Origin of the sequence: Bacillus oleivorans (genome assembly GCF_900207585.1) — a bacterium.
GTDB classification, from domain to species: Bacteria; Bacillota; Bacilli; order Bacillales; family JC228; genus Bacillus_BF; species Bacillus_BF oleivorans.
In genome coordinates this window covers 325704-350937 of sequence record NZ_OAOP01000002.1, presented here as the reverse complement: position 1 = coordinate 350937, position 25234 = coordinate 325704, and the positions used below count along the sequence as shown (strand labels likewise).

General features: G+C 39.1%; 29 protein-coding genes. 1 reads left to right on the top strand and 28 read right to left on the bottom strand.

Features of this window, described 5'->3' with window-relative positions:
• Positions 1 to 37: 37 nt before the first annotated feature.
• The 7 genes from CRO56_RS05265 to CRO56_RS05235 are packed head-to-tail and all read right to left on the bottom strand — an operon-like array spanning position 38 to position 5607.
• Positions 38 to 1009, bottom strand: coding sequence for a biotin--[acetyl-CoA-carboxylase] ligase (locus CRO56_RS05265; protein WP_097157566.1), 972 nt, complete (start codon positions 1007 to 1009; stop codon positions 38 to 40).
• The gene (locus CRO56_RS05260; protein WP_097157565.1) at positions 996 to 2186 is read right to left on the bottom strand and encodes a CCA tRNA nucleotidyltransferase; all 1191 of its coding nucleotides are present in this window, start codon (positions 2184 to 2186) and stop codon (positions 996 to 998) included. The genes CRO56_RS05265 and CRO56_RS05260 overlap by 14 nt, the downstream gene beginning before the upstream one ends.
• Before the next feature lie 15 nt (positions 2187 to 2201).
• On the bottom strand, positions 2202 to 3326 hold the full coding sequence (gene bshA / locus CRO56_RS05255) for an N-acetyl-alpha-D-glucosaminyl L-malate synthase BshA (RefSeq protein ID WP_097157564.1): 1125 nt from the start codon (positions 3324 to 3326) through the stop codon (positions 2202 to 2204).
• Positions 3327 to 3328: 2 nt separating this feature from the next.
• Positions 3329 to 4042, bottom strand: a complete 714-nt coding sequence (bshB1, locus tag CRO56_RS05250) for a bacillithiol biosynthesis deacetylase BshB1 (protein ID WP_097157563.1) — start codon at positions 4040 to 4042, stop codon at positions 3329 to 3331.
• Between the two features lie 4 nt (positions 4043 to 4046).
• Entirely contained in the window at positions 4047 to 4457 is a 411-nt protein-coding gene (mgsA, locus tag CRO56_RS05245) for a methylglyoxal synthase (RefSeq protein ID WP_097157562.1), read from the bottom strand.
• Between the two features lie 12 nt (positions 4458 to 4469).
• Positions 4470 to 5270: a 4-hydroxy-tetrahydrodipicolinate reductase gene (gene dapB, locus CRO56_RS05240; RefSeq protein WP_097157561.1), complete on the bottom strand. Its 801-nt coding sequence runs from the start codon at positions 5268 to 5270 to the stop codon at positions 4470 to 4472.
• Positions 5263 to 5607 (bottom strand): nucleotide pyrophosphohydrolase, encoded by a 345-nt coding sequence (locus CRO56_RS05235; protein WP_097157560.1) that lies wholly within the window; start codon positions 5605 to 5607, stop codon positions 5263 to 5265. Before CRO56_RS05235 ends, dapB begins: the two co-directional genes overlap by 8 nt.
• 208 nt (positions 5608 to 5815) lie before the next feature.
• On the opposite strand from CRO56_RS05235, the gene CRO56_RS05230 reads away from it, so the two are divergent.
• The gene (locus tag CRO56_RS05230; RefSeq protein ID WP_097157559.1) at positions 5816 to 6688 is read left to right on the top strand and encodes a YitT family protein; all 873 of its coding nucleotides are present in this window, start codon (positions 5816 to 5818) and stop codon (positions 6686 to 6688) included.
• Positions 6689 to 6746: 58 nt separating this feature from the next.
• Here CRO56_RS05230 and CRO56_RS05225 read toward each other — a convergent pair whose 3' ends face one another.
• The 21 genes from CRO56_RS05225 to mtrB form a co-directional block, all read right to left on the bottom strand.
• Positions 6747 to 7427, bottom strand: coding sequence for a zinc metallopeptidase (locus CRO56_RS05225; protein WP_097157558.1), 681 nt, complete (start codon positions 7425 to 7427; stop codon positions 6747 to 6749).
• 63 nt (positions 7428 to 7490) lie between these two features.
• Entirely contained in the window at positions 7491 to 8282 is a 792-nt protein-coding gene (gene ypjB, locus CRO56_RS05220) for a sporulation protein YpjB (protein WP_179714181.1), read from the bottom strand.
• 71 nt (positions 8283 to 8353) lie between these two features.
• Positions 8354 to 8950, bottom strand: coding sequence for a lipoprotein heptaprenylglyceryl N-acetyltransferase LhaT (lhaT, locus tag CRO56_RS05215; RefSeq protein ID WP_097157556.1), 597 nt, complete (start codon positions 8948 to 8950; stop codon positions 8354 to 8356).
• Positions 8951 to 9138: 188 nt separating this feature from the next.
• On the bottom strand, positions 9139 to 9909 hold the full coding sequence (locus tag CRO56_RS05210) for a menaquinol-cytochrome c reductase cytochrome b/c subunit (RefSeq protein ID WP_097157555.1): 771 nt from the start codon (positions 9907 to 9909) through the stop codon (positions 9139 to 9141).
• A 52-nt stretch (positions 9910 to 9961) separates the two neighbouring features.
• On the bottom strand, positions 9962 to 10636 hold the full coding sequence (gene qcrB / locus CRO56_RS05205) for a menaquinol-cytochrome c reductase cytochrome b subunit (protein WP_097157554.1): 675 nt from the start codon (positions 10634 to 10636) through the stop codon (positions 9962 to 9964).
• A 5-nt stretch (positions 10637 to 10641) separates the two neighbouring features.
• A complete protein-coding gene (locus CRO56_RS05200; protein ID WP_097157553.1) occupies positions 10642 to 11157 on the bottom strand; it encodes a QcrA and Rieske domain-containing protein in 516 nt (171 codons plus the stop codon).
• Positions 11158 to 11284: 127 nt separating this feature from the next.
• Entirely contained in the window at positions 11285 to 11749 is a 465-nt protein-coding gene (locus tag CRO56_RS05195; RefSeq protein WP_179714180.1) for a DUF2487 family protein, read from the bottom strand.
• A gap of 329 nt (positions 11750 to 12078) precedes the next feature.
• On the bottom strand, positions 12079 to 12624 hold the full coding sequence (locus CRO56_RS05190; RefSeq protein WP_097157551.1) for a ReoY family proteolytic degradation factor: 546 nt from the start codon (positions 12622 to 12624) through the stop codon (positions 12079 to 12081).
• 32 nt (positions 12625 to 12656) lie between these two features.
• A complete protein-coding gene (locus CRO56_RS05185) occupies positions 12657 to 13913 on the bottom strand; it encodes a tetratricopeptide repeat protein (RefSeq protein WP_245855596.1) in 1257 nt (418 codons plus the stop codon).
• 17 nt (positions 13914 to 13930) lie between these two features.
• The gene (locus CRO56_RS05180) at positions 13931 to 14821 is read right to left on the bottom strand and encodes a hypothetical protein (RefSeq protein WP_097157550.1); all 891 of its coding nucleotides are present in this window, start codon (positions 14819 to 14821) and stop codon (positions 13931 to 13933) included.
• Between the two features lie 115 nt (positions 14822 to 14936).
• Entirely contained in the window at positions 14937 to 16226 is a 1290-nt protein-coding gene (gene aroA / locus CRO56_RS05175; RefSeq protein WP_097157549.1) for a 3-phosphoshikimate 1-carboxyvinyltransferase, read from the bottom strand.
• Positions 16227 to 16247: 21 nt separating this feature from the next.
• Positions 16248 to 17363: a prephenate dehydrogenase gene (locus tag CRO56_RS05170; protein WP_097157548.1), complete on the bottom strand. Its 1116-nt coding sequence runs from the start codon at positions 17361 to 17363 to the stop codon at positions 16248 to 16250.
• A 24-nt stretch (positions 17364 to 17387) separates the two neighbouring features.
• The gene (hisC, locus tag CRO56_RS05165) at positions 17388 to 18473 is read right to left on the bottom strand and encodes a histidinol-phosphate transaminase (RefSeq protein ID WP_097157547.1); all 1086 of its coding nucleotides are present in this window, start codon (positions 18471 to 18473) and stop codon (positions 17388 to 17390) included.
• A 45-nt stretch (positions 18474 to 18518) separates the two neighbouring features.
• Complete coding sequence (aroB, locus tag CRO56_RS05160) at positions 18519 to 19598, bottom strand: 3-dehydroquinate synthase (protein ID WP_097157546.1); 1080 nt, start codon at positions 19596 to 19598, stop codon at positions 18519 to 18521.
• Positions 19598 to 20770, bottom strand: a complete 1173-nt coding sequence (gene aroC, locus CRO56_RS05155; protein WP_097157545.1) for a chorismate synthase — start codon at positions 20768 to 20770, stop codon at positions 19598 to 19600. The genes aroB and aroC overlap by 1 nt, the downstream gene beginning before the upstream one ends.
• 144 nt (positions 20771 to 20914) lie before the next feature.
• Positions 20915 to 21688 carry a CheR family methyltransferase gene (locus tag CRO56_RS05150; RefSeq protein ID WP_097157544.1) on the bottom strand — a complete coding sequence of 258 codons (774 nt, stop codon included), beginning with the start codon at positions 21686 to 21688 and terminating at the stop codon, positions 20915 to 20917.
• A gap of 85 nt (positions 21689 to 21773) precedes the next feature.
• On the bottom strand, positions 21774 to 22220 hold the full coding sequence (gene ndk, locus CRO56_RS05145; RefSeq protein ID WP_097157543.1) for a nucleoside-diphosphate kinase: 447 nt from the start codon (positions 22218 to 22220) through the stop codon (positions 21774 to 21776).
• Between the two features lie 133 nt (positions 22221 to 22353).
• Positions 22354 to 23316 carry a heptaprenyl diphosphate synthase component II gene (hepT, locus tag CRO56_RS05140; protein WP_097157542.1) on the bottom strand — a complete coding sequence of 321 codons (963 nt, stop codon included), beginning with the start codon at positions 23314 to 23316 and terminating at the stop codon, positions 22354 to 22356.
• A 20-nt stretch (positions 23317 to 23336) separates the two neighbouring features.
• Positions 23337 to 24041 (bottom strand): demethylmenaquinone methyltransferase, encoded by a 705-nt coding sequence (locus tag CRO56_RS05135; RefSeq protein WP_097157541.1) that lies wholly within the window; start codon positions 24039 to 24041, stop codon positions 23337 to 23339.
• A gap of 2 nt (positions 24042 to 24043) precedes the next feature.
• On the bottom strand, positions 24044 to 24853 hold the full coding sequence (locus CRO56_RS05130) for a heptaprenyl diphosphate synthase component 1 (protein ID WP_179714179.1): 810 nt from the start codon (positions 24851 to 24853) through the stop codon (positions 24044 to 24046).
• A gap of 97 nt (positions 24854 to 24950) precedes the next feature.
• A complete protein-coding gene (mtrB, locus tag CRO56_RS05125; RefSeq protein ID WP_179714178.1) occupies positions 24951 to 25175 on the bottom strand; it encodes a trp RNA-binding attenuation protein MtrB in 225 nt (74 codons plus the stop codon).
• Positions 25176 to 25234: the final 59 nt, after the last annotated feature.

The following is a 25234-nucleotide window of genomic DNA, read 5'->3' as shown; positions in this document are numbered from 1 at the left end:
TGAAACTCTAAAACAATAAAAGCCAGATAAATCGTTTTTATGAGATATCGGCCGAATAGATTTTATGCTGTGTCCCATTAGACTCTTCCAAAACTAATACACCTTCATCCGTTAAGCCAATTGCCTTTCCCTCAATGGTTCCGTGCATAGTCTTTGCCTGAATCATTTTCCCAAGTGTATTGGAATAGCTTTCCCACAACAATTTGATAGGCAGAAATCCTTGATTTAAATAAAGTTCATAGAGCTTTTCAAATCTTTTCAGTATCTCCTGGACTAACTTTGCCCGTGGAAATTCTTGCTGTTTACTCATTCTCAATGAAGTTGCCAGTGCCTGAAGCTCTGCCGGAAAATCTTCTTTCACCTGGTTGACATTGATCCCAATCCCAATGATCAAATATCGGACCTGATCCGATTCCGCCTGAAGCTCTGTTAGAATCCCTGTGCACTTTTTATCGTTTATCATTAAATCATTTGGCCATTTAATGGAAGGAGTAAGACCCGTTACTTCTTCAATCGCTTGTGCTGCAGCTACAGCTGTAAGTAAGGTAAGCTGCGGTGTTTGTGACGGAAGTAATCTTGGCCTTAAAATAAGGCTCATCCAAATGCCGGTCCCTTTAGGAGAAAACCATGGCCGGTCCATACGTCCTCTGCCAGATTGCTGCTGGTCAGCTAAAACTAAAGTTCCTTCTGGTTCTCCTTTTTGAGCGAGTTCATGTGCTATTTTTTGTGTTGAAGCTGCCGTTTCAAAATAATAACAGTTCTGACCCATACAATTTGTTTCTAAGCCCGTTATAATATCATATTCCTTAACACCATTAGGGCGATCAGCAATACGATACCCTTTATTCCGAATCGCTTCAATTTCATATCCGTCATCCCGTAAGCTTTGAATTTGTTTCCAAACGGCTGTTCTCGAACAGCCTAACTGTTCAGCAATTTGCTGGCCAGATAAATATCCCCCTGGTGATTCATTGAACAGCGAGAGCAGTATCTGTTTATTCGAATTCATTTAAAAACCACTCCCTTATCGCTTCTTTATTGTTTTGTACACGTCCTTCAATCACAGCTTTTTCTATTTTTTCGATCCACTCCTTCATCCATGGACCGGGAGTGAGATCTGTCCAGCTAAATAAATCATTTCCATTTATCATTAGCTCTTCTCGATTTTGGATCGGTAACTGGTTATAAAGGGTTTTCAATAAATGCGAAGAAACCGAAAGATCTCGGCTTTCTAAACAATTAAAAACTCTTTCGACCAATAAAGCCTGGCTAATTCCAGCCTGATACAGAGCAAATGGGGACCACGCATTTTCCAAGCGAAATTGCAGAAATGTGAGAAGACTATGAAGCTTTTTTTGCAAAGCTTTAGGTGTCCTCCACTTTTTTAACACATCGTATGGTAATTGGATATCGCTATTATGCAATAGCAGGAGCCAGGATTCCTCTGTCTTTAAGTCATTCACATCTAAATTCAAGAAAGAATGAATTCCGCGAGAGAGCTCTTTACTTGCCGGAAGTCTATAATACAGTCCGGTATCTATCAGAGACTGAAATGCACTGCTTTTGTATTTTCCGCCGAGAAGCTTACACCATTCTGAATAAATTCTTTCTACAGCTATTTTTCCAAGTAAAGGAGACAGATGTTCTAAACTGTTATACGTTTCCTCTTCTATTTGAAATCCAAGCTGGCTTTGAAAGCGGACAGCTCTCATCATTCGCAGGGCGTCCTCCATAAAACGTTCAGAAGGGATGCCGACACACCGGATTATTTTTTGCTCTAAATCACTTTTTCCATTAAAGGGATCATGAATCTCTCCATCGAGATCCATTGCAATTGCATTAATTGTAAAATCTCTTCTTTTTAAATCTTCTTCAAGAGACGAAATAAATTCCACACTTTTCGGACGACGATATTCTTCATACTCGGACTCCTTCCGAAACGTAGTGACTTCAAATCCCTCACCCTTGTAAATAACTAGGACAGTGCCATGTTCAATCCCAACATCAACAGTTTTCGAAAAGATTGATTTAACTTCCTCTGGCTTTGCAGAGGTAGCAATGTCAATGTCGCCTATTTTTCTGTCCAAAAGAAAGTCCCGGACTGCTCCCCCAACAAAATAGGCTACGAAACCCGCTTCATTTAATTTTTTTAGGATTGGTTTTCCGATTTCAAATGGAGAAGTCATGTATTATTCATCCCTTTACACTAGGAGACTTTTGTAGATTGCCTCGTACTGCGAAACAATTAAACTGGATTTAAAGCAATTACGAACACGTTCCATAGAAGCATAGGATAACCTCTGATGAACAGCAGGGTCACGTAAGATAGAAATTGCCTTATTCGTTACGTCTTCTATGTCGCCAAGTTCGACTAAATAACCGGTTTTTCCATCTTCAATCACTTCGGGAATCCCCCCAATGGCAGTACCAATACATGGAACACCACAAGCCATTGCTTCTAGTGCGGCCAGTCCAAAGCTTTCTTTCTCAGATAAAAGTAACATTAAGTCACTAATCGAGTAGATCTCCTCTAAATTTTCTTGTTTTCCCAATAAAATCACTTTTGACTTAATATCCAGCTCATTAATCAGATTAAAGACAACATTCATTTCAGGTCCGTCCCCAATTAACAGCAATTTAGCATTTATTTCGTTTTGAATTCCGGCAAAAGCCATCACCACATCTTCAACCCTCTTAACCTTTCGGAAATTAGAGACATGAATAATGACTTTTTCATTTTCTTCAATCCCAAGTTGAGCCTTAAGGTCTGGCAATTTCTTTTTATAATAAATCCGGTCATCGATAAAATTGTAAACAGTCTGAATCTCTTTTTTAGGCGCAATTAGCTCATGTGTTTGGTGAACTAAAGCATTAGACACGGCTGTCACACAGTCAGAATCTTCAATTCCAAAACGGATTGCTCCCGTCAGTGAGGAATCATAGCCTAATACGGTAATATCAGTCCCGTGAAGTGTTGTAACGATCTTAACACCCCTTTTACTCATATGCTTAGCAAGGATTGCACAAACTGCATGTGGGATTGCATAATGGACATGAAGAATATCCAGTTCCTCCCGATTAATGACCTCAGCCATCTTAGTAGCTAACGCAATATCATAGGGCGGATAATGAAATACAGGATATTGATTTACTTCTACCTGATGAAAGTGAATATTAGGATATATTTTTTGTAAGCGAAAAGGAATACTGGATGTTATAAAGTGAATCTCATGTCCATTTTCAGCTAAAAGCTTTCCTAATTCAGTTGCAATTACACCAGATCCCCCAACGGTAGGGTAACAGGTTATACCTATTTTTAACTTCATTTCTATACTCCTAATCCTTGGGAATCTAATAGTAACGGTTTGGCAGTTTTGTATCCTTCCGCATAGGCAACGCCTACTTCCTTCCCCATCATACGCTCCCTAGCTTCAACCGTTTCGATATATCCGTTGGTTAACGGTGTTTCTACTCTTCCAGCTTCTGCCTTTGAAAATTGGCTGGCATAAGCTTTCAGACTGGCTATTTTTTTCTCCATAGTATCAGTTATATCAACACAAAAATCAGGCTTGTGAAAGCCATTGATAAAATAATAATAAACAGCATCTACCCGATGAGGAGGAAGATTCTCCGTATCCCGATAATTCTTTATCGAGCTTGAGAAAACTGCTTCTTCCACAAGTCTGGCACACCAGCCATGGTCAGGATGACGATCTTCCCGATAAGGAATAAAAATAAGCTTAGGCCGGTAAGTACGAATCACAGTCACTACTTTTCTTATCTGCTCATCATCTAGCCTAATGCCGCGATCGGGAATTCCAAGATTAACCCTGATGGTACAGCCAAGAATTTCTGCTGCTGTCCGGGCTTCATTTTTTCGAATTTCAACTGTACCATTTGAAGATAAATCAGCCAATGTAAGGTCACATATACCTGTCTTTAAACCTTCGTTATGTAATTTGGCTAATGTACCTGCCATGCCAATTTCAACATCATCTGGATGTGCTCCGATCGCAAGTACATGTAAGGTTGCCTGATTCACGTTGTTATTCTCCTTCTTTCCCTCGTACCAAATTTCTCCAATCTAAATCTCCTTGCTCTAATGAACGGATCAGGATCTCTGCTGTTCCCATATTAGTTGCAAGCGGAACAGCATATACATCGCATAATCGGATAAGAGCTGAGACATCTGGTTCATGCGGTTGGGCTGTTAAAGGATCGCGAAAGAATATCACCATGTCCATCTTATTCTTTGCAATCATGGCACCAATTTCCTGATCTCCGCCTAGCGGTCCCGATTGAAATCGTGTAATCGGAAGTGAAGTGGCTTCATGAATTTTTAATCCTGTCGTTCCCGTTGCAAACAAAGTATGTTTTTCAAAGATTGGTTTATAGGCGACAACAAATTGGATTAAGTCATTCTTTTTTTTATCATGGGCGATTAGGGCAATGTTCACGAGCGTTTCCCCCTACTCCAATATATTTTCCAGTCCATAAACAAGCTGATCTAATTTCATAACCGTCTCAACTGATACTTTAACCCCAGACATGAAAGAGGCACGATTGGTTGAATCATGACGGATAGTAAGAATCTGTCCGCTGTCGCCAAACATGACCTGTTGGTGTGCAATGAGCCCAGGGAGACGCACACTATGAATCCTCATCCCTTTTTGGTCGGCGCCTCTTGCACCTGGGACTGTTTCTTTTTCATTTGGATGCCCCTGACGTTTTTCTTCCCTTACCTGATTAATCATTTCAGCTGTTTTTACGGCTGTTCCAGAAGGCGCATCAAGCTTTTGGTCATGGTGCATTTCGATGATTTCGATATCCTGGAAATATTTAGCGGCCCATGATGAAAATTTCATCATTAAAACCGCGCCGATTGCAAAGTTAGGAGCTATAATACAGCCAATTTCTTTTGACTTTGATAGCTCTTTTAATTCGTCTAACTGATCATTTGTAAAACCTGTGGTTCCCACTACAGGCCGCACCCCAGCCATTAGCGCTGCTTTCGCATGCTGAAAACCAGCTTCAGGCGTTGTTAAGTCAATCAATACAGCCGGCCTGGTATTTTCAAAAGCGTCTTGTGCATTCCCGTATATAGGGATATCCGTATGTACAAAAGGTAAAACAGCAGCCAGTGATTTCCCGCCGTGCTTATAATCAATCACAGACACTAATTCAAAGGATTCTGTCTCTAGCACCATTTTTACCGCTTCTTGGCCCATTTTTCCGCGGGGACCGGCAATGGTTATCTTAATTTTATCCATTCTTTTTGTCGACTTCCTTCCTTGTCCAGCGATTTTTGTCTCTTGTTTGAAACTTATTCATCACCCTGTCATGTGCAGCTTGTAAATCAATATTTAAGGAATTAGCCAGACAGATCGTGACAAATAAAACATCTCCTATTTCCTCTTCTACTGTCTTTTCTGTTTCTGTATGTTTCTTTGGCTTTTCGCCATAATAATGATTAATTTCTCTGGCCAGTTCACCCATTTCCTCGGTTAATCGAGCCATCATGGCAAGAGGACTAAAATAACCTTCTTTAAATTGACCAATATATTCGTCAACTTCCTTTTGCATCTCTTGCATGGTTTTCACATTCATTTTGATAATCTCCTTTATTCGCCTGTTCATGTTCATGTTACCCGAAACAAGCAGACAAAGACAAATCTTTTTTCTTCGTCTATTGCTCTTAAATTTTTCTTTATATATAATGAATGCGCAATCGAAAACGGAAAAGCCCGGTAAAAAAAGTGCGGATTGTTATACTCAGATTTTGTTATGATTTTTTAAAGGAGGGTTTACACCAACAATGCCATTTGGCTTAAAACTGAAAAACATCATATTTATTTTAATCGGTTCTGCCATTTTTTCCTTTGGAATTGTTCACTTTAATATACAAAACAATTTGGCAGAGGGCGGATTTACCGGAATAACCCTGCTTCTTTACGCTGTATTTAAATGGGATCCTTCCTATACCAATCTTATTTTAAACATTCCGCTTTTTTTTATTGGGTGGAAGCTGTTAGGACGGACAGTATTCATTTATACTCTGATTGGAACCCTTGGGGTCTCTGTATTTCTATGGATTTTTCAAAGGTATCATTACATCATTCCACTTCAGGATGATTTAGCATTAGCAGCGCTTTTTGCCGGAGTTTTTATTGGAGTTGGCCTTGGAATTACCTTTAGATATGGAGGGACAACCGGAGGTGTTGATATCATCGCAAGACTTGTCCATAAATATGCGGGCTGGAGTATGGGGCGAACTATGTTCATCTTTGATGCCTGTGTAATTACGCTTTCCCTCTTTACATATTTAAACTATCGTGAAGCTATGTATACACTGGTTGCTGTCTTTGTCGGAGCACGAGTCATTGATTTTATCCAGGAAGGGGCATACTCAGCCAGAGGTGCCATGATTATTTCTGATAAACACGAGGAAATCGCTAATAAAATTATGGAGGAAATGGACCGCGGAGTAACGGTATTGAACGGGCATGGTTCCTTTACCAAGCAAAAAAGGGAAGTCTTATATTGTGTGGTCGCTAAAAATGAGCTTGTCCGGCTAAAAGGGATTATCCAGTCTGTTGACCCTCATGCATTTGTTTCGGTTACCTTTGTTCACGATGTTTTAGGGGAAGGCTTTACGCTCGATGAAAATAAATTGCCGATTGAAAGATAAAGCAAAATAAAAAGGTCCTGCAGACTTTCCTGCTAGACCTTTTTATATGTGAATCCTCTTAATCATCACTATTATTCATTCCCACGTACATTAGAACAAATCTTAATAATTCCAGTACTGCTACTGCAGCTGCTGCGACATATGTTAAGGCTGCTGCATTTAGCACCTTTTTCGTTGCTCTTTCTTCGTTGTTGCGAATCATTCCTAACTGAACAACTTGATCCATGGCACGGTTGGATGCATTAAATTCTACTGGCAGTGTTATAACCTGAAACACTACAGCTGCTGCCATAAAGATAATCCCTAGCAGCAACAAATCCGCCATACCCATTAACATACCTGCTAAAATTAAGATCCATGAAAAATTAGATCCGATGCTGGCTACAGGTACGAGTGCATGCCGAAAACGGAGGAATGCATAACCTTCTTGATCTTGGATCGCATGTCCAACTTCATGTGCGGCAATTGCTGCAGCTGCAACAGAACGTCCATGATAGTTATTAGAAGACAGACGAACTGTTTTGGACCTTGGGTCATAGTGGTCACTTAGTATTCCTCTAGTTTCTTGAACATTCACATGATATAATCCATTATCGTCAAGAATTCGTCTGGCTACTTCGCTTCCAGTCAGATATGAAGAAGAGGCTACCTTTGAATACTTTTTATAAGCAGATTTAACACGCAGTTGTGCCCATAAAGGAACAATGATTAGTATCGCAAAATAAAGTAAATAACCCATAGGAACCTCCTTTAAAAGTAAATGATGCTTTATATTAAATAGTATGGATTAAGGGTTTGAAAGTCAATCATTTTGCTTCTTAGGATATCTCCTTCGCTTATGCTGGTCCCCTTTGTATTTACGAAAGCCGACGTAGGATAAAGTCAGTATAATAATACTGCCTGTTGTCGTAATTACCCACCAAAGAGATGGATCGGCCTCATCCTCATCACTTTGATCAAAAAGTGATTTTAAATCCTGTGCTAATGCCTCAAGCTCCTTTATTCCATTTGGATCATTAAAAACTTCTGGCCTGAACTCATCTATATATTGAACGCGAGCATCAACCTTTAATACAGCCTCTGCTGGTACATCCAATTTAAGACTTGGGTAAATTAAGTTGTATTGAGATAAAAAAGTGTTATACATCGTATGAAATTTTTGTATATCCTTGGATTGGGCAGCTCCTACTGCTTGATTATAGACCTCCATAATCGTGTCTTCCATTTGTGTCCATAAAGGCTGGTAATCAGAGACAAGCGCATCCAGCACTAGGCGGAACTTTATCATACTTGATACTCTTTCATCCTGGCTTAAGGAAGAATCATCGAGCGCATCCATTGCTTCCTGTTGGGCAATTGAAATCACTTGAACTTGATCCATTGTAAAAACCATTTGGCCGGACAGTTGCTGAAATTGATTTGAAAACTGTTCCATTATAGATTCTGCCCTGTCGTAGTGCCCTGCTTTCGTAAGCTGAAGTGCTTTATCTGAAAGATTGCTTAAGCTTTCCAATGGGGTTATATTGGCTGCTTGTCCAGTAAATGTCCATAAAAATATTAAAGTCACTACCATTCCAATAAATCGAATCTTCATTCTTGTCCCCCCCATAATTCCTATTTATATATGTATGAGGTGACGGACAAGAGTAGAATCTAAAAACCTTATTATTTTTTAAGTGGCCATTGAGCACTATATTTGGAAAAGCAAAGAATATAGGTTAGGAATAGTGCTGTAATCGAGAGCCAGAAGGTAAAATATCCGATTTCCTTTACATACATTGAAATCGAATGATAAACCGGATACATCATAAAGACATAATCGATTACATCATTATGTAAGGTCCAAATTCCAGCGACAACAAAATGCCACCATTTGATGCGGTAAAATGGCGCGTATAGAATGCCTTCAATCGCCATCGCTAAATGCGAAGCCATCAGCATATATCCGGTCCAATGGAGATCGCCACTGACGATCAGTGTTAGAATATTCATGACAACAGCCCAAATTCCGTATTTATAGAGAGTAATAAGGGCAAGTGCTTCAAATAGCCCCCAATTTTTCCCCAGAATAAAGGCCACTAATACAAAACAAAAAAAGAGACTCGCTGTCGGACTGTCAGGGACAAAAATAAGAAAATGACCAGGAGTAATCGCCAATTGACTTTTATACCAAATGTATCCGTAAATGGTTCCAGCTGTGTTGATTATAAGCAAAACCCATAGAAACCATTTTTCTCTTAAAACCATTGCTAATGGAAACATACCATTCCTCCATCTTTAAAGAAAACTTGGCTAGCGCCAAGCCTTTAGGCGAAGGCGATTGCCTCGTTGCTCTTAAACTTTATTCCTAAAAATTTTTACTGCGTCGAAATTACTGCTTTGCTAAAATTTTATAATTTGTTAAAGTGGAAAAAAGCTGGCGAATAACACGCCAGCTTCTTATAAAATGCTTATTCAGCTATTAAACTTTCGATAAACTCAGCAAGCTTTTGCTTATCTTCGTCTGAACCTTGGAATTGGCCGGCAGGCATTGCTCCACGGCCATTATTGATAATCTCAATAATTTCATCAGCCGTAAGTCCTGTATCAACTATAGCTGGCGCACCAGGTCCGCCTTGCATATCTGTACCGTGACATGTGATACATGCTTGACCTGAGTAGATTTGATATCCTTCTGATTCTGTATCAATTTCAACTTCTGCTACAATTTCACCTTGTTTGGCTGCAGCTTCCCAGTCATGAGTAACAACTGATTCCCAAGTTAAATAAATAACGGATGCTACTGCTAATAGCATAAACCCTGTTGCTAATGGGCGTTTACCAGGTCTTCTTTCTGGGCCTCTATCGATAAATGGCGCCAAGAGTAATGCACCAAAAGCTAATCCAGGGATAACGAGTGCACCGATTATGTTATAAGGACCAGATGCATACGTATATTTAAGCAACTGATACAAGAATAAGAAATACCAGTCAGGTAACGGAATATAGGCTGTATCAGTCGGATCGGCTACACGCTCTAGTGGTGAAGGGTGAGCAGCCGTTAAAATTAAAAATCCCACTAGGAAAACAGCTCCAACCATCCATTCTCTTAAAAGGAAGTTAGGATAAAAGGCTTCTGTTTTACCAGGATACTCGGAATAATCTTTTGGTATGTTTGGCTTTCTGTCATTTGCTTTTACACGTGAATCGCCAACAAATTTCATCCCTTTTCCGCGATGCATCGAGCAATTCCCCTCCTTCTGCTAGCTAACGTTTAATTTACTTTCCTAAGGATTATAGTGGACCTGAAATACCTTGCTTCCGGATCATTAGGAAGTGGGCACCCACTAATGCGAGCAACGCAGCCGGTAAGAAGAAGACATGAATCGCAAAGAAACGAGTTAACGTTTGGGCTCCAAGAATTTGGGAGTCACCTGCGAGTAAAATCTTAATTTGTTCACCGATTAACGGCACCGACTCTGCTATTTGAAGACCAACTTTCGTTGCGAATAAAGCCTTCATATCCCATGGTAATAAGTACCCTGTAAATCCTAGTCCAAGCATTACAAAGAAAATTAAAACTCCAACAATCCAGTTTAATTCACGAGGTTTTTTATAAGCACCTTGGAAGAAAACACGTAAAGTATGTAAGAACATCATAACGATAACGAGGCTTGCTCCCCAGTGGTGCATTCCCCTAACAATTTGTCCGAACGCCACTTCATATTGCAGATAGTATACGGATTCCCAAGCATTGATGACATCTGGAACATAGTACATGGTTAAAAACATCCCAGATAAGATCTGAATAACAACTATAAAAAATGTAAGTCCACCAAAACAATAAACAAATGCTGAAAAATGGTGAGCTGGATTAACATGCTCTGGTACTTCATGATCTGCAATGTCGCGCCAAAGAGGCGTAATATCTAAGCGCTCGTCTACCCAGTCATAAATCTTGTTTAGCATTCCAATTACGCCCCCTGTCCAATTGGATTAGGCTTTGTTGCGCCTAAATAAAGATAACCGTCTTTTTCCTGATACTCATAAACATCAAGCGGTGCAATTGGCGGAGTACCCGGAACGTTTTTGCCATCCTTTGTATAGCGCCCATAGTGGCAAGGACAGAAAAACTGATTTGGATTCGATTTATCCGTATTCCAGTCAACTGTACACCCTAAATGCTTACAAATTGGAGAAAGTGCTACGATTTCTCCATTATCGTTTTTATACACCCAGGCTGTGTTGGTTACAGTAGATGTATACCATGCATCTTGCTGCTCGTAGGAAAAATCCACACGAGTAGGTTCAGTTGTCAAGTCAGCAACCTTCACGTCGGTTGCGATATAATCGCTTGCGCCTGCTGCTTTCAGAACAGGGTCTACTGCAAAGCGAACCATTGGCATGATCATGGCAGCACCCATGAAACCGCCTACACCAGTGAGTGTATAACTGAGGAACTGACGTCTTGAAACACGATGCTTGCTCATGTCTTTCCCCCCTCTTGTCTAATGTAAGTCCGATGGGACAATAAATTTGCACTTATAAAACTAGGACATAACAATGATATATCAATCTAAATGATAGGTCAATATAATATCGCAATTGTCTAAATCGTTATGGCAGTTGCCATTTTTGCACAATTAAAGGGATAAAATGTTTAACCTGATCGTCCACCATTGACCGTTTAAATTGTTCTTCCATTGATTCAAGAGGAACCATTGGCAGAATAAAACATTCATTGCTTTGCCCTGTTTCGTATTGCTTCCAATCTAAGTCAGAGGTGAAATAAAATATATGTTTAAACCTCTCTTTTTCGATAGTTTGCTCCCATTCCTTCAAACGTATGCTTTTTTTAGCAAAATCTTCTTGGCGAAAATATGTATACGGCGGGAAGAGAAGTGTTCTTCCAGTAAATTGAGTTTGTATCGACCTGGTTACGTGGGTTGTCAATTCAACCATTGAACCGGTCTGAACTAAATCATCTTTTTTTAAGGAAATGGGCAAAAGAGGGATAATAGCTGTATCTATGTATTCTCTCACTTCTTTAAAAGAGGAAAGATCCTTCGCATTCCATTGCAATGCTCTCACCTCCTGATCCTTCTACAGAATATCTTATCATGAATCCCAAAATAAATTATGAACGTTTTCTGAACTTTTTGTCTCAATACAGTTTTTGATAAGAATTAAAAATAGCGAGTCAAGGACGAGTCCTTGGTTATGAAGAGGTTGAAGAGTCCTTTAGATGCCGGCTCAAGGACATTCTTTAATTTATTACCGGCTTACAAGTCCTTTAGAAACTGTTTCAAGGACGCTATCTTGGTTATGAACGAGTCCTTTAGAAACCCGATCATTCCCAATAACCAAAAAAATACACCGTTATGTATAACGATGTACCTTTATTCTCGAAATTATCCGTTCATAATCCGATTTAATTCTTTTGTCAGCTTTATAAACCGCTCACGATCTTGCTGATCCAGTGCGTTATCTATCTCTTTTAACAGCCGTTCTTTTTGAAATGTTTTTAGACTATTTTCAAGAAGTTTTTCTGCAATAATCCTGTCTTTTTCATTTTCCTGCAGATGCTTTGGAACATAAGGATTTTCCTCAAGCACAGCCACAAACTGATAAGAATGGCGTGACTGCCTAAAATTTAATTGGATATAAATGTCTTCATCCCGATTTAAGCGGATATCATGAAATGATTTTTCTGCGTCTGTTGTCATTACATTGCCTTTGTAAAACTTGAATGGAGGTTCCTCGACACAATGAGTAGACATGATTAGTCCGCGCGGACAGTACTGAGCCTGGTCAACAAAGTGAACCTTTGCCATCAGCTGGTCATGACTCATCAAATAATTAAGTATCCAAACACACTCTCTTCTTTTGAGCTGGTAATTGTTTAAAAACCAACGGATAAAGTCTTTTTTTTCATGGACAGAAACAGGGGTTGACATGATTTTGTCCTCCTCTCACTATACCATTTCCATTACTCTTCGCTTAATCGCTCAAGTATGTCTCTTACCTCTATATCAGTAGGGTCAATGGCTAGAGCATCTGAAAAAATCTTCGAAGCATCGTTCCGTAAACCGTATTCCATTAGGAACTCTCCATAGTCTAATAGGAACTCTTTCTTATTCTTAAAGTAAGTATATGCACGCTGGTATTCAGTTAATGCATCCTCATATCGTTCAAGATGGTGGAGGCAAAAGCTAAGGTCCCACGTCAATTCTGGATGCTCCTCACCCTCACCCTGATAGGCAGTGATCATATTTACCGCTTCCTCATACCTTTCCAGGTGAATCAGAAGCTTAACAAAGGTTTGCAATGCATCGAGGTAAGAAGGATCAATTGCTAACGCTTCCCTGAAATAGCTTTCGGCCTCTTCTTCATAACCCAGCTTTAAGGATAGTTTACCTGCGTAATAAAATAATTCTTTATGAAACGGATCTTTTTCAATCCCTTCTTTTACAGCAAGCAAACTTTCGTTTAACATTTCTTCTTTTTCATAAACTCTAGCCAGCAAAAGATGAACGGAAAAATAATCTGGATCTAATTCTTTAAGTTCGGTCCACTTTTCAATAGCTGTTTGATTATAACCCGCTTTCTCAGCTGCAAAACCGTAACCGAATAATGTATCTGAGTCTAATTTTTCATCTAAAGCTTTTTCATAAAAGTCAAGGGCTTCTTCAAATTTGCCAGCTGATGTTAAGGCTAAGGCAAGTGGCTTATTGATTTCTAAGTCATCTTTATTTGGATTAGTTTCAACGCGTTCATAACATTCAATCGCTTCTAGCCACTTTCCTTCAGCCGCATAAAGTTCACCTAAAGCGAAATCGATAACAGGCTCATCAGGAAGGATTTTTTTAGCCCGCATGAGCTTTTCTTCACTTACTTCAAACAGCCCTTGGGCCTGATAAAAATCAGCTTCCATTAATAATGCCTGGGGATATACAGGATCATCTGCCTCAATTGAAGATGTGTAGATTAAGGCTTCATCCTCACGCCCTAAATCCTGTAAAGTTTCCGCAAGGGCAAGCTTTATTTCACCCTCGTCAGGAAATTGTATATGAAGTGCTTCAAATAACGAAAGTGCTTCTTCTAAAAAACCGAGATGCTGCAGTCCATCTGCCAACTGAAGTTGGTCCTCTGGCATACCTGTCTTTAATATTTGTTGATATAACTGATTAGCTTTATCAAAGTCCCCATTTTCATAGGTAATCAAACATTGTTCTGAGATTGACACTAGTAAAACCCTTTCCCTTATGAAGTGATTTGGAAAAATTGCGGGACATAAATCGGAATCTCATTCCCTGCACCTGAAAGGTACGAGACGTCTTCCCCTGCCCGAATAACCTTTCCTTTATCTACTGTTATACAAAGTTTTCGACTGTCATATAGAATGCTAGTCTTATCTTCAGATTTTGGCAAGTAATACAGATTGTAACTTACTTCTCCACCAACCTGCAAAAATCCTTTTTGCGGATAAATTCCAAGTTTAATTAACTCTTCTTTGGAAATCGGTGTGAAGGAAGGAATCGGTTTTTCTAAAAATGGGATCCCTACTTGACTTAGTATACTTGTCCATTTTTCTATTTTTTCGATTTTTCTTTTCTTATCTTCAATGAGTACATGCGGAATCAGGGTTACGGGATAAGGAAACATCGCATCTCTCATCCATCCCCATTCGATTCTATAAAGGTCAGTCTCGTCAGTAATTTCTACAAAAATACTGCTTATTTTTTCTCTTTTGCATTTCCTTATGATCGAGGGAGTGACTAATCGAGCCGGAATTCTTACAGATAATACATAATCAATTGGACTCCCTACTAACTGTTTTCTTATTTTTTGCAGCTGTTCCTTCCATTTGAATTCATATTCTACCCTAAAAGGAACTAATAGAGTCGTACACCCTTTAAGCAGAAACTCATTGATCATATATTGCTTAAAATCTTTAAAATTTAAATTAGGAAATGACAAATCGGCAACTACATGAGCAGGGCTGATTAAATACTGACTTAAATCCACATAATAACAATTGGTGTAACGAAAGTGACGACGGATGGATACAATTTTATTGTTTTGTATAAAAAAGCTCAGCTGATTAACATTCCCTTCTTTTTCACAATGAACACCCTTTAAAATATACGCCATTTTTTTCACCTCATCTTATCTTTTAAGACAAGCTATGAGGAAAGAAGCTAATATATGAATAGTTCTGATAGAGAAAAAGAAAAAGGAAACTCGCAAGGTGAGCTTCCTTTTTCTTTTAATGCATGATAGATGTTAACTGCTGAAAAAAATTAGGGAATGAAACATCAATCGCATCGGTACCTTGAACATGAACGGATTTTTCAGAGATTAAAGAAGCAATAGCAAGCATCATTCCGATTCTATGATCGCCGTGGCTATTAACAATTCCTCCGCTTAATTTCGATACACCATCAATTAATAAGCCGTCATTCGTTGGAGTAATCTGACAGCCGAGCTTATTTAATTCATTGGCCACCGTGTCAATCCTGTTTGTTTCCTTTACCTTTAGTTCTTCTGCATTCTTAATGGTCGTTCTGCCCTCTGCCTGGGTCGCCAGCAGCGCTATTATCGGTATTTCATCAATTAATTTAGGGATCACATCTCCGCCAATTTCAACACCCTGAAGCTTGGAGCTTCTCACTAAGATATCCCCGTAAGGTTCAAAGCTATCGGTGGAATGAGGAATAATTTCGATATTTGCTCCCATTTTTTCGAGAACGGTAATCATTCCCGTACGAGTTTCGTTTAGTCCCACATTCTTAATTAATAATTCACTATTTGGAGATAGTATCGCCGCCGCGATAAAGAAGGCAGCTGAAGATATGTCTCCTGGAACAACCAGGTCTCTTCCCTCTAGCTCTGCTGAACCTTCAATACGGATCGTCAGGCCATTTTTGTCGAGCTTCCCGCCAAAATATTGGATCATTCTTTCCGTATGATCTCTTGTATCACCTTTTTCTACCAACTCCGTCACTCCGCTTGCTTGCATCGCCGCAAAGAGTAGGCTTGACTTGACTTGAGCACTGGCAACAGGGATTTGATACTGAATGGAGGATAATTCTCCGCCTCTAATACTAATCGGAGTGTATTCACCGTTCATTCTGCCATCAATCTTTGCCCCCATTAATCTAAGCGGCGCTGTAACTCTAGACATCGGTCTTTTGGCAATGGATTCATCACCGATTAAGACAGAATGAAAAGGGCGTCCTGCTAAAATACCTAAAAGCAGACGGGAGGTTGTTCCTGAATTTCCGACATCTAAAATATGAGTCGGTTCTTTTAATCCATCTAATCCTTTTCCTTCAATTAGTAGGTATTGATTCTGATCAGTTATAGAAACCCCTAGTTTTTGAAAACAATCCCACGTACTTAAACAATCTTGTCCTCTTAAGAAGTTCCGAACTCGCGTTTTTCCATTCGCAATCGCGCCAAACATTATCGAACGATGTGAAATCGACTTATCGCCAGGAACTTCGATTACACCTTTTATTGTCCGGTTTTTAAAATGAAGAGTTTGAGTCGCCATTTTAGTCAACTCCTTTTCTTATCAAGCTGGAATGAAAGTTTCATAGCTTGTGTTTTGGTTTATGCATGCTTTCGCTTTGATGCGGTCCTCATAGGTTTGGAAGGATATTACAAGAACCCCAAACAAGTCTTCTCTTGTTTCTAGGATTTGAATATTGATAATGTTAATCGATTCTTTTGCCAGCAGACCTGTAATTTCAGAAATTACCCCCGGATAATCTGGCAGGTCAACATATAAATCATAAAAGGCAGGAATCGCACCTTTCGCCTTTGTAGGAAGATTATCACGATAATCTTTTGCTGTTTGGAAATATTGGAGAATTTCCTCTTCCGCTTCTGCTTCAATCATTTTCGTTACCATCGTCATTTCTTCATTCCATTGATGTAACATGTCTAAAAGAACTTGTTTATTATGAATTAAAATATCCCGCCACATATGGGGATTACTTGAAGCAATCCTGGTAATGTCTCTAAATCCGCCTGCCGCCAACCGTTGCAATAAATCCTGATTACTTTTACTGTTTAGAGCCTGACGAACAAGAGAAGCAGCGACAATATGAGGAAGGTGAGATACTACTCCTGTTAATTCATCGTGTTCTTTTGCCGATAAAACAAGAAATTTAGCCCGGGTTCCCTTAAGCCAATGTCTCAGCTTTTCGACTTGATCTTCGTGTTCACCGTCAAAAGGTGTCAGCAGGTAAAAGGCATTTTCAAAGAGAAGAGCCTTAGCAGCCTGAACCCCGCTTTTATGTGAACCTGCCATTGGATGCCCGCCGATAAAAGTGATATTGTGATTGTTTAAAAGTCTCGCTTTTTCCATAATCTTTTGTTTGGTGCTGCCTACATCTGTAACAATAGCATCTTGTTTAAGCTGCCAGGATGCGATTATGTCGAGCCATTGTTCAGATTGCTGAACAGGTGTGGCCAAAATAATCAAATCCGCATTTTCGGCAACCCGTTGTAGTTGCTGCTCATCTTCTAGTCCGTCATCAATCACTTGTAGCATGTGTGCAAGTTTTATCGAATCGGGATTAAGATCATATCCGTAAATTATGGAGTCTGGATGTTCTTTTTTTATGGCCAGTGCAACGGAACCTCCAATTAAGCCTAACCCTATGATGAGGACGTTCCCATTCATGATCTTCCCCCCGGAAATTCGTTCTTATTTTTTCATTCTCTCTTTTAAAAGCTCAAATACTTTATCATTTTCTTCACGCTTTCCGATTGTAATCCGAAGCCAGCCCGGAAAGCCGAGTGCTGCACCGGAACGTGTAATAACTCCATTTTGCAAGAAATAGTCAAAGGCAGATTGACTATCTTCATTCACATTAATTAAGATAAAATTCCCTTCTGTCGGATAATAGGAAAGACCATTTTCCTCACAAAACTCATAATATCGATTTTTTTCTTTATCATTTTTTTCTTTGCATTCCTCTACAAATTCCTGATCAGCTAGAGCTGCTTTTGCCGCTAATTGTCCGATTGCATTGACATTAAACGGTTCTCTCACAGGCTCCATTTTTGCAATGATTTCTTTGCTTGCGATACCAAAACCTACTCGAAAACCAGCTAATCCGTAGATTTTAGAGAAGGTTCTAAGCAGTATCACATTATCAAAAGCATTAAATAACGATAATGAATCTGGATAATCAGAAGCAGTGACATATTCATGATAAGCCTGGTCAACCACTACTAAAACGTGAGATGGCACTTTTGCTATAAATTCAAATAATTCATCTTTAGGAATATAGCGTCCAGATGGATTGTTTGGGTTACAAATCCATACGATACTTGTGTTTTCGTCAATCGCCTCTAGCATTCCATTTAAATCATGTTCACCATTAATAAGCGGAATCTCTCTCGACTCGCCGCCTTGTAAAAAACAGTTATGTTTATATTGTGAAAAACTAGGAACAGGCATTACCGTATTGATCCCTGGTTCAATTAATGAATTGGAAATAATTTGAATGATTTCATCAGATCCGTTCCCAAATATTAAATTTCCCGGTTCAATTCCAAAATGTTCGGCCACTGCCTCTCTTAATTCTGTAGCTGCACCATCCGGATACAGCATATGTTGAAATTTTGTATTTTGAAAAAGCTCGTCGACTTTTTCAGAATGTCCATATGGGTTTTCATTTGAAGCCAATTTAAAAATCGTATCTAGCCCAAATTCCTTCTTCACTTCATCAATCGTTTTACCAGGCTGATAAGCTTTTAACTGATCCAATTGTTTAATCCACTTCATCTAAGTCCCTCTCCTTTGACTTAAGCAAAACTTTTTAACATAATACTATGATACTCCGAATTCTTTTAAATAGAAAACGAGTTCTTCATCTTGGAGTTTTGCCGCATACGGCAGTTCAATGTCTTTCAATAGAACGTATTGAATCGCTCCGCCGATTGTCTTTTTATCTCTTCGCATTTGTTCCATGATCTGTTCAATCGACATATAGTCAGGTACTTCTATGCTATAACCCAGTCTGCAAAACCACTCTGTCAAAGCTGCTCTTGAAACCGAGAGCGAGTTCTTCATTTCGCTGATTAGGAGAGCAAAATGCATTCCAATTAATACACATTCACCATGAGAGATCGAGTAATGGGATAAATTCTCTATTGCATGACCTAATGTATGTCCGAAATTCAAAAAGGCTCGAATATTTTGCTCTTTTGTATCCTGTTCTACGATCTTGACCTTGACCTTGATTCCTTGTTCCAGAACCTGTTCCCAAAATAAAAGATCATCAAAATCTACTTCATTTATACGGCTTATTAATTGATTTAACAATTCACGATTCCCAATCAGACCGTGCTTTATAAGCTCCGCAAATCCTGATAATCTTTCACGTTTTGGTAATGTGTGCAAGTACTGAAGGTCATAATAAACGGCTTTCGGCTGGTGGAAAGCTCCGATCATATTTTTGCCTAAAGGATGGTTAACTGCCGTTTTCCCGCCAACAGCACTATCATGTGCAAGAAGAGTGGTAGGAACTTGAACATAAGGTATTCCCCGCATAAAGGTAGCCGCTACAAATCCTGCTAAATCCCCTACTGCTCCGCCCCCGAATGCGACAATTAATGAATGGCGATCCAGCTCCCCTTTGATTGCTGTTTCCATACAATCCTGGTAAACCGCAAGCGATTTGGCCTCTTCACCATTTGGTACCGTTTTGCAAATCGGTTCCTTCCATTTCTTTAAGCTGGCTACAAATGGATCGAGATAAAGGCTTGCAATTGTTTGATCACATATCACCATAATCTTGGTCACATCTGCGAATTTAGATGCCATATCTTCGACAATCGTGTCAGTAAGATTCGTTCCAATCCAAATGTCGTATTGAAAGGTATCCGTCTGAACTCTCACTTTCCTCATTAGAAGTTCCTCGTATACTCTCGGTATTCTTTTACGCTCTCTTGTAAATATTTCATTTGATCACTAGAAAAGTGTTCTAACAAACTAGATGCCAATTCCCAGGCAACGACATGCTCCATAACTACAGCAGCAGCCGGTACAGCACAGCTGTCAGAACGCTCGATGCTCGCACTAAAAGGTTCCTTAGTTTCTATATCTACGCTTTGCAGCGGCTTATATAAGGTTGGGATAGGCTTCATCACGCCTTTTACAACAATCGGCATTCCCGTCGTCATCCCGCCTTCGAAACCGCCTAAACGATTTGTTCTTCTTTTATAGCCTTCGGTTTCATTCCATATAATTTCATCGTGGACTTGGCTCCCAGGAATTTTTGCCATTTCAAAGCCTAAGCCAAATTCAACACCTTTAAAAGCATTAATGCTCATGACAGCACCTGCTAGCTTCGCATCAAGCTTTCGGTCATAATGCACATAACTGCCAATTCCAGCTGGCATCCCCTCTACTATGACTTCAACTACCCCGCCGATAGAGTCGCCATTTTTTTTGGCGTCATCGATCGCTTCCATCATTTTTCTGGAGGCTTCTGGGTCATAACAACGAACTGGAGAATCCTCTGTTATCTCTTTTAGCTTAGAAACGCTTAGCCCCTCTGGAACATCCGCTTTAATCCCTGCAATTTCCTTAACATGTCCCACAATGTCAATCCCAAGTTCTTTTAATAGTTTTTTAGCAACTGCCCCAACTGCGACACGCACTGTCGTTTCACGTGCAGATGATCGCTCAAGCACATTCCGTAAATCACGATGACCATATTTAATACCGCCATTTAGGTCTGCATGACCTGGACGGGGGCGTGTAATTTTCCGCTTAACTTCACTTTCGTCTTTTTCCGATAGTGGTTCAATCCCCATAATTTTGGTCCAATGCTTCCAATCATTATTTTCTACTGTTAATGTAACAGGTGATCCTAATGTGTATCCGTGACGAATACCAGAAGAAATCTCAACCTGATCCTTTTCAATTTGCATCCTCCTGCCACGGCCATACCCTTTTTGTCTTCTGGCTAATTCTTGGTTAACATCTTCGGCTGTTAAAGACAAACCTGCCGGTAATCCTTCGATAATCGCTGTTAATTTTGGACCGTGCGATTCGCCTGCTGTTAAATATCTCATGACTCTTTCTCCCTTCAACTCATTAAAGGATTATGTTCCACTATACCATATGTTAAGTTCGAATTGTTAGAAAAATATAAAGAAAATATTAATCCGTTCACTAGGGTATAAAAAAAGACCCTTTTGCGCGGTCTTCTGAATTTGTTACAATTTTTGATAAAAAAATGGCGATATCACTTTTAAATGAAATTCATCTGGTCTGAATATTTGCTCGGTGCTGCCTACAAACAAAATACCGCCTTTTTTTAGGGAATCCGCAAATTTCTTGTACAGTTTATATTTTGCTTCTTCTGTAAAATAAATTAAAACATTACGGCATACTATTAAATCTAGTTCCTGCGGAAACGGGTCATTAAGTAAGTTGTGTTTTTTATATTCAATTCTTTTTTTCAATTCATCCCTAACTTCATACCATTGATCGTGTTGGATCAGCCATTTATCTTTATAGGCAACGGGCAGCTCCTGGATAGAGCGCTCATGATATTTTCCTGCTTTCGCTTTAAAGATTGCATTTTCATCTATGTCAGTTGCTAAGATCCTAAATTGAAGAAGGGGGAGAAATTCTCTTAATATCATAGCGAGGGTATATGGTTCTTCCCCCGTTGAACAGGCCGCACTCCACACTTTTAAAGAGTGGTTTGCTTGAAGGAGATCAGGCAAAATTCGTTGCTTCAATATATCCCACCGTGCTCCATTCCGATAAAATTCAGATACATTAATCGTCATTTTATCTAACAGCTCTTCTAACAAGATCGGATCCTTTTTAACTTCTTCGTATAATCCTAAAAAGCTGTCAAAGCCCTTTCTTTCGTAAAATGAGGTAAGTCTTCTTTTCATTTGCGCTTCTTTGTATTGTGAAAGGTCAATACCTGATAGATGATAAAAAGATTGAATAAATTGTTCATAATCACTGCTCATTGATTTGATCTCCCCTGCAACCTAATCTTGAAACCAGTAGCAATAGAAAAAAGCTACACCCTATGGATGCAGCATCTCATGACTCTTAATAGATCCATTCATTATTCACTTTTGTATAGTCAACTAACTCCTCTGGTTTAAAGAAAATAGAAATTTCTCTTTCCGCACTTTCAGGAGAGTCAGATCCATGAATAATATTTTTGCCGACAGTAACACCATAATCACCGCGAACTGTACCTGGCGCAGCATCTTTTGGATTGGTTGACCCCATCATTTGTCGTGCAGTAGCAATTACATTTTCTCCTTGCCATACCATTGCAAATACCGGACCAGAAGTAATGAAATCAACTAATTCACCAAAGAATGGGCGCTCTTTATGTTCGCCATAGTGAGTTTCTGCTAATTCTCTAGGGATGTTCATTAATTTGGCTCCAACTAATTGAAACCCTTTTTTCTCAAAACGAGCAACAATTTCCCCGATTAAATTTCTTTGTACTCCATCAGGTTTTACCATTAAAAATGTCTTTTCCATTAGTTTGTCCACTCCTACTTTGCTATGTATAGTTTGTTTTTCCTTCAAAATACTACCATTATTTTTTTATAATGGCAACGCCTTCAAAAAGATTTAATATGTACGCATTCTGACGACTTATCAGGGATTTGGCTTAATGATCCCGTTTTCCGATATAAAGTGCAATATTTCTCAATGCTTTGTTTGCCTTGTTTTTTGGAAGTTCTTCAAGTACTTTTAATGCTTTTTGTAAGTATTGGTTGCTAATTTCCCATGACTTTTCAATCGAGCCAGTGTTATGAATATGAGAAATGATATCGTTAAGTTCGGACTTATCCATGCCTTCATGGACCTTTTCAAGTTTAGAACGGAAATCTTTATCTTTAATAGCCAACAGTACAGGTAAGGTAATATTTCCTTGAAGCAAATCTCCTCCAGCCGGTTTACCCAGCTGTTCTTCTGTACCGGTAAAGTCTAAAATATCATCCGTTATTTGGTAAGCCATCCCCACATAATATCCAAATCGATAGAGCTTTCGATGGATTTCCTGATCAACATTCGCTATAATTGCCCCTATTTGACAGCTTGCTGCAATTAGAAGCGCTGTTTTCCGTTTAATTCTTCTGAAGTAGTCTCTAAGATGCTGATCAAATCTATATTTATCCTCAATTTGTTTAATCTCTCCGACAACCAGCTCAACCATTGTGTTTGCAAGGATCTTATGCGCTAACGGATTTTCAAAAAGGGTATAGATATCCAGAGAGCGCGCAAACATATAATCGCCAACATACATAGCCACACGATTATCCCATTTAGCCTTAATTGTAGGACTTCCCCGCCTAACATTCGCTTCATCTATCACATCATCGTGAACAAGAGAAGCCATATGTATCATTTCCAGTGCCACCGCAGCATTTTTCATCATATCACTGTTAAACTTTCCGAAGTGTCCGGATAGTAACACAAAAACAGGGCGGATCCTTTTTCCCCCTGCTTGAAGTAGATGAAGTGAAGATTCCTCTATTAATGAAGAACGAGACTGCACCGCTTCTTCTAAAGCTTTTTCAATTTTTGATAAATCCCCCTGCAGAAATGAGTAGACAGGCATTAATTTCATATTTTTTCACCCATTTTGGTCTAATCCTTCGGTTTTTGCCCAATATGAACAGCTGCAACTCCACCACTATATGGCTTATAAAATACGTTTTCAAAGCCAGCCGCCTCGAACATACTTTTCAATTCCTTCATTCCAGGAAATTCGCGGGCAGACTCTTGCAGCCAGGAATATTCTTTGTAGCTTTTGGCAAAGAGTTTCCCAAATAAAGGCATTATAAACCGAAAATAGAAATAATATAGCTGTTTAAATCCGATCATAGTCGGTTGGGATGTTTCCAGACATGCAACCTTTCCCCCAGGTTTTAAAACTCGATTCATTTCAGTTAAAACTTGCATATAATCTGGGACATTTCTTAACCCAAACCCAATCGTAACAAAATCAAATTGTCCATCTGGAAAAGGCAATTCCATTGCATTCCCATGAATTAGCTCTATATTAGAGAATGATCTGACTTTTTCCTGGCCAACTTTAAGCATATTTTGGCTAAAGTCTAGTCCAATCACTTTACCTGTTGGCCCAGCAGCTTTTGCTAAAGATACAGTCCAATCCCCAGTACCGCAACACACATCAAGTGCTTTTGCCCCAGTAAACACATGCAGCCTATTCATTGTATCTTTTCTCCAGCGAATGTGCTGCTGAAAACTGATGACTGAATTCATCCGGTCATACTGATTTGAAATTTTCTCAAATACTCTATGCACACGTTCTTCTTTAGATGCAGTCATAGCTACCCTTCTTCCGCAAACGAAATCGTTACTCCCTCATGCAAAAAAAGGATGGATTTCACTTTATTTACTACATCCTTATCTAGATTCGGGATTTGTTTTATACCGGATTCCACTAATTTCTGTACATTTGTAAGCATAAGGTCATAGGCATTTATTACAAATCGATCCTCATCTTGTGCCGATTCAATAGATTCCATAGTAAAAAGAAATTTACGAAAGCTATCAAATATCGTGGACATTTGTAATTGGACCCAGTTTCTTTTTTCTGTAAGAAGTCTAATAAATAAGAGTAAATTGCTGATTAATGTCTTCCATTGAGCAGCGTGGACAAAATCACAAACCTTTTGGGCAATGGAAGTTTCTATATTCCTAATTATATCAATAAATTCATCAATATTATTGTAATCCATTTGGATGAATCGAATTTTATTTTCATTTACTTCTTGTGTGCCCTTCGCAATCGTACGGATAAATCCAATATCATTTTGGTCTGCAAGGATTTTATAATATAGCCCTGAGTAAAAATCGCCAGCGAGAACAGTTAGCTGTTTATTTATGAGTGGCTGTAATTCATCGTCATTTCCTACCCGATCATGTGTTTCAAGTGCTGTCTGTATCAGTAAAGCAGCTAAAATTTTATACTGGGTTTCCTCTTCAGAAAAACCTTTTGAAACTAAACAAGCGGTTAATATGTATGCAGCCTCTTCGTTAAAAGTAGGGTGATTGATAATCGATTGGACAAACGAGTCGTTCGTTTTTTCAAAAAATTGTTCTTTTATATCTGCTGTTAATCGATGTATTACATTCATGCCATCACCCTTCATTCCAACCACATTTTTCTGCCTTAAAACAGACTACATTATAACATAAATATATTAAAAAGTTGACTCTTACCAATTCATCACTTTACTTTCCAGCTTCTACTTCTCCGTAAGCAGAGAAAATTCTCGCTTTGCCTCTCACCTTGATTGCAGAAGTATGTTCTGTAAATTGAGCAATCATTACTTCGCCCTCATCTAATTTTTCGGAGTGATGAAATCTTGTATCTGTTCCTCTTGTTAATCCAATTACTTGGACACCATCTTGTTCAGCTTTTATAATGACATAATCAGAAACCGGATTTTTTTGCAAAATATTTTCACTCTTTTCCGCTAAAAATTTCTTTGATTGTTTCTTATCGTCTTACAGCC

What these genes read in the sequence shown, in the direction of transcription:
- CRO56_RS05265 (WP_097157566.1), bottom strand. Translation starts at nt 1,009, where the DNA reads ATGAATTCGAATAAACAGATACTGCTCTCGCTGTTCAATGAATCACCA.
- CRO56_RS05260 (WP_097157565.1), bottom strand. Translation starts at nt 2,186, where the DNA reads ATGACTTCTCCATTTGAAATCGGAAAACCAATCCTAAAAAAATTAAAT.
- bshA (WP_097157564.1), bottom strand. Translation starts at nt 3,326, where the DNA reads ATGAAGTTAAAAATAGGTATAACCTGTTACCCTACCGTTGGGGGATCT.
- dapB (WP_097157561.1), bottom strand. Translation starts at nt 5,270, where the DNA reads ATGGATAAAATTAAGATAACCATTGCCGGTCCCCGCGGAAAAATGGGC.
- CRO56_RS05235 (WP_097157560.1), bottom strand. Translation starts at nt 5,607, where the DNA reads ATGAATGTGAAAACCATGCAAGAGATGCAAAAGGAAGTTGACGAATAT.
- CRO56_RS05230 (WP_097157559.1), top strand. Translation starts at nt 5,816, where the DNA reads ATGCCATTTGGCTTAAAACTGAAAAACATCATATTTATTTTAATCGGT.
- CRO56_RS05225 (WP_097157558.1), bottom strand. Translation starts at nt 7,427, where the DNA reads ATGGGTTATTTACTTTATTTTGCGATACTAATCATTGTTCCTTTATGG.
- ypjB (WP_179714181.1), bottom strand. Translation starts at nt 8,282, where the DNA reads ATGAAGATTCGATTTATTGGAATGGTAGTGACTTTAATATTTTTATGG.
- lhaT (WP_097157556.1), bottom strand. Translation starts at nt 8,950, where the DNA reads ATGTTTCCATTAGCAATGGTTTTAAGAGAAAAATGGTTTCTATGGGTT.
- CRO56_RS05210 (WP_097157555.1), bottom strand. Translation starts at nt 9,909, where the DNA reads ATGCATCGCGGAAAAGGGATGAAATTTGTTGGCGATTCACGTGTAAAA.
- qcrB (WP_097157554.1), bottom strand. Translation starts at nt 10,636, where the DNA reads ATGCTAAACAAGATTTATGACTGGGTAGACGAGCGCTTAGATATTACG.
- CRO56_RS05200 (WP_097157553.1), bottom strand. Translation starts at nt 11,157, where the DNA reads ATGAGCAAGCATCGTGTTTCAAGACGTCAGTTCCTCAGTTATACACTC.
- CRO56_RS05190 (WP_097157551.1), bottom strand. Translation starts at nt 12,624, where the DNA reads ATGTCAACCCCTGTTTCTGTCCATGAAAAAAAAGACTTTATCCGTTGG.
- CRO56_RS05180 (WP_097157550.1), bottom strand. Translation starts at nt 14,821, where the DNA reads ATGGCGTATATTTTAAAGGGTGTTCATTGTGAAAAAGAAGGGAATGTT.
- aroA (WP_097157549.1), bottom strand. Translation starts at nt 16,226, where the DNA reads ATGGCGACTCAAACTCTTCATTTTAAAAACCGGACAATAAAAGGTGTA.
- CRO56_RS05170 (WP_097157548.1), bottom strand. Translation starts at nt 17,363, where the DNA reads ATGAATGGGAACGTCCTCATCATAGGGTTAGGCTTAATTGGAGGTTCC.
- hisC (WP_097157547.1), bottom strand. Translation starts at nt 18,473, where the DNA reads ATGAAGTGGATTAAACAATTGGATCAGTTAAAAGCTTATCAGCCTGGT.
- aroB (WP_097157546.1), bottom strand. Translation starts at nt 19,598, where the DNA reads ATGAGGAAAGTGAGAGTTCAGACGGATACCTTTCAATACGACATTTGG.
- aroC (WP_097157545.1), bottom strand. Translation starts at nt 20,770, where the DNA reads ATGAGATATTTAACAGCAGGCGAATCGCACGGTCCAAAATTAACAGCG.
- CRO56_RS05150 (WP_097157544.1), bottom strand. Translation starts at nt 21,688, where the DNA reads ATGAGCAGTGATTATGAACAATTTATTCAATCTTTTTATCATCTATCA.
- ndk (WP_097157543.1), bottom strand. Translation starts at nt 22,220, where the DNA reads ATGGAAAAGACATTTTTAATGGTAAAACCTGATGGAGTACAAAGAAAT.
- hepT (WP_097157542.1), bottom strand. Translation starts at nt 23,316, where the DNA reads ATGAAATTAATGCCTGTCTACTCATTTCTGCAGGGGGATTTATCAAAA.
- CRO56_RS05135 (WP_097157541.1), bottom strand. Translation starts at nt 24,041, where the DNA reads ATGACTGCATCTAAAGAAGAACGTGTGCATAGAGTATTTGAGAAAATT.
- CRO56_RS05130 (WP_179714179.1), bottom strand. Translation starts at nt 24,853, where the DNA reads ATGAATGTAATACATCGATTAACAGCAGATATAAAAGAACAATTTTTT.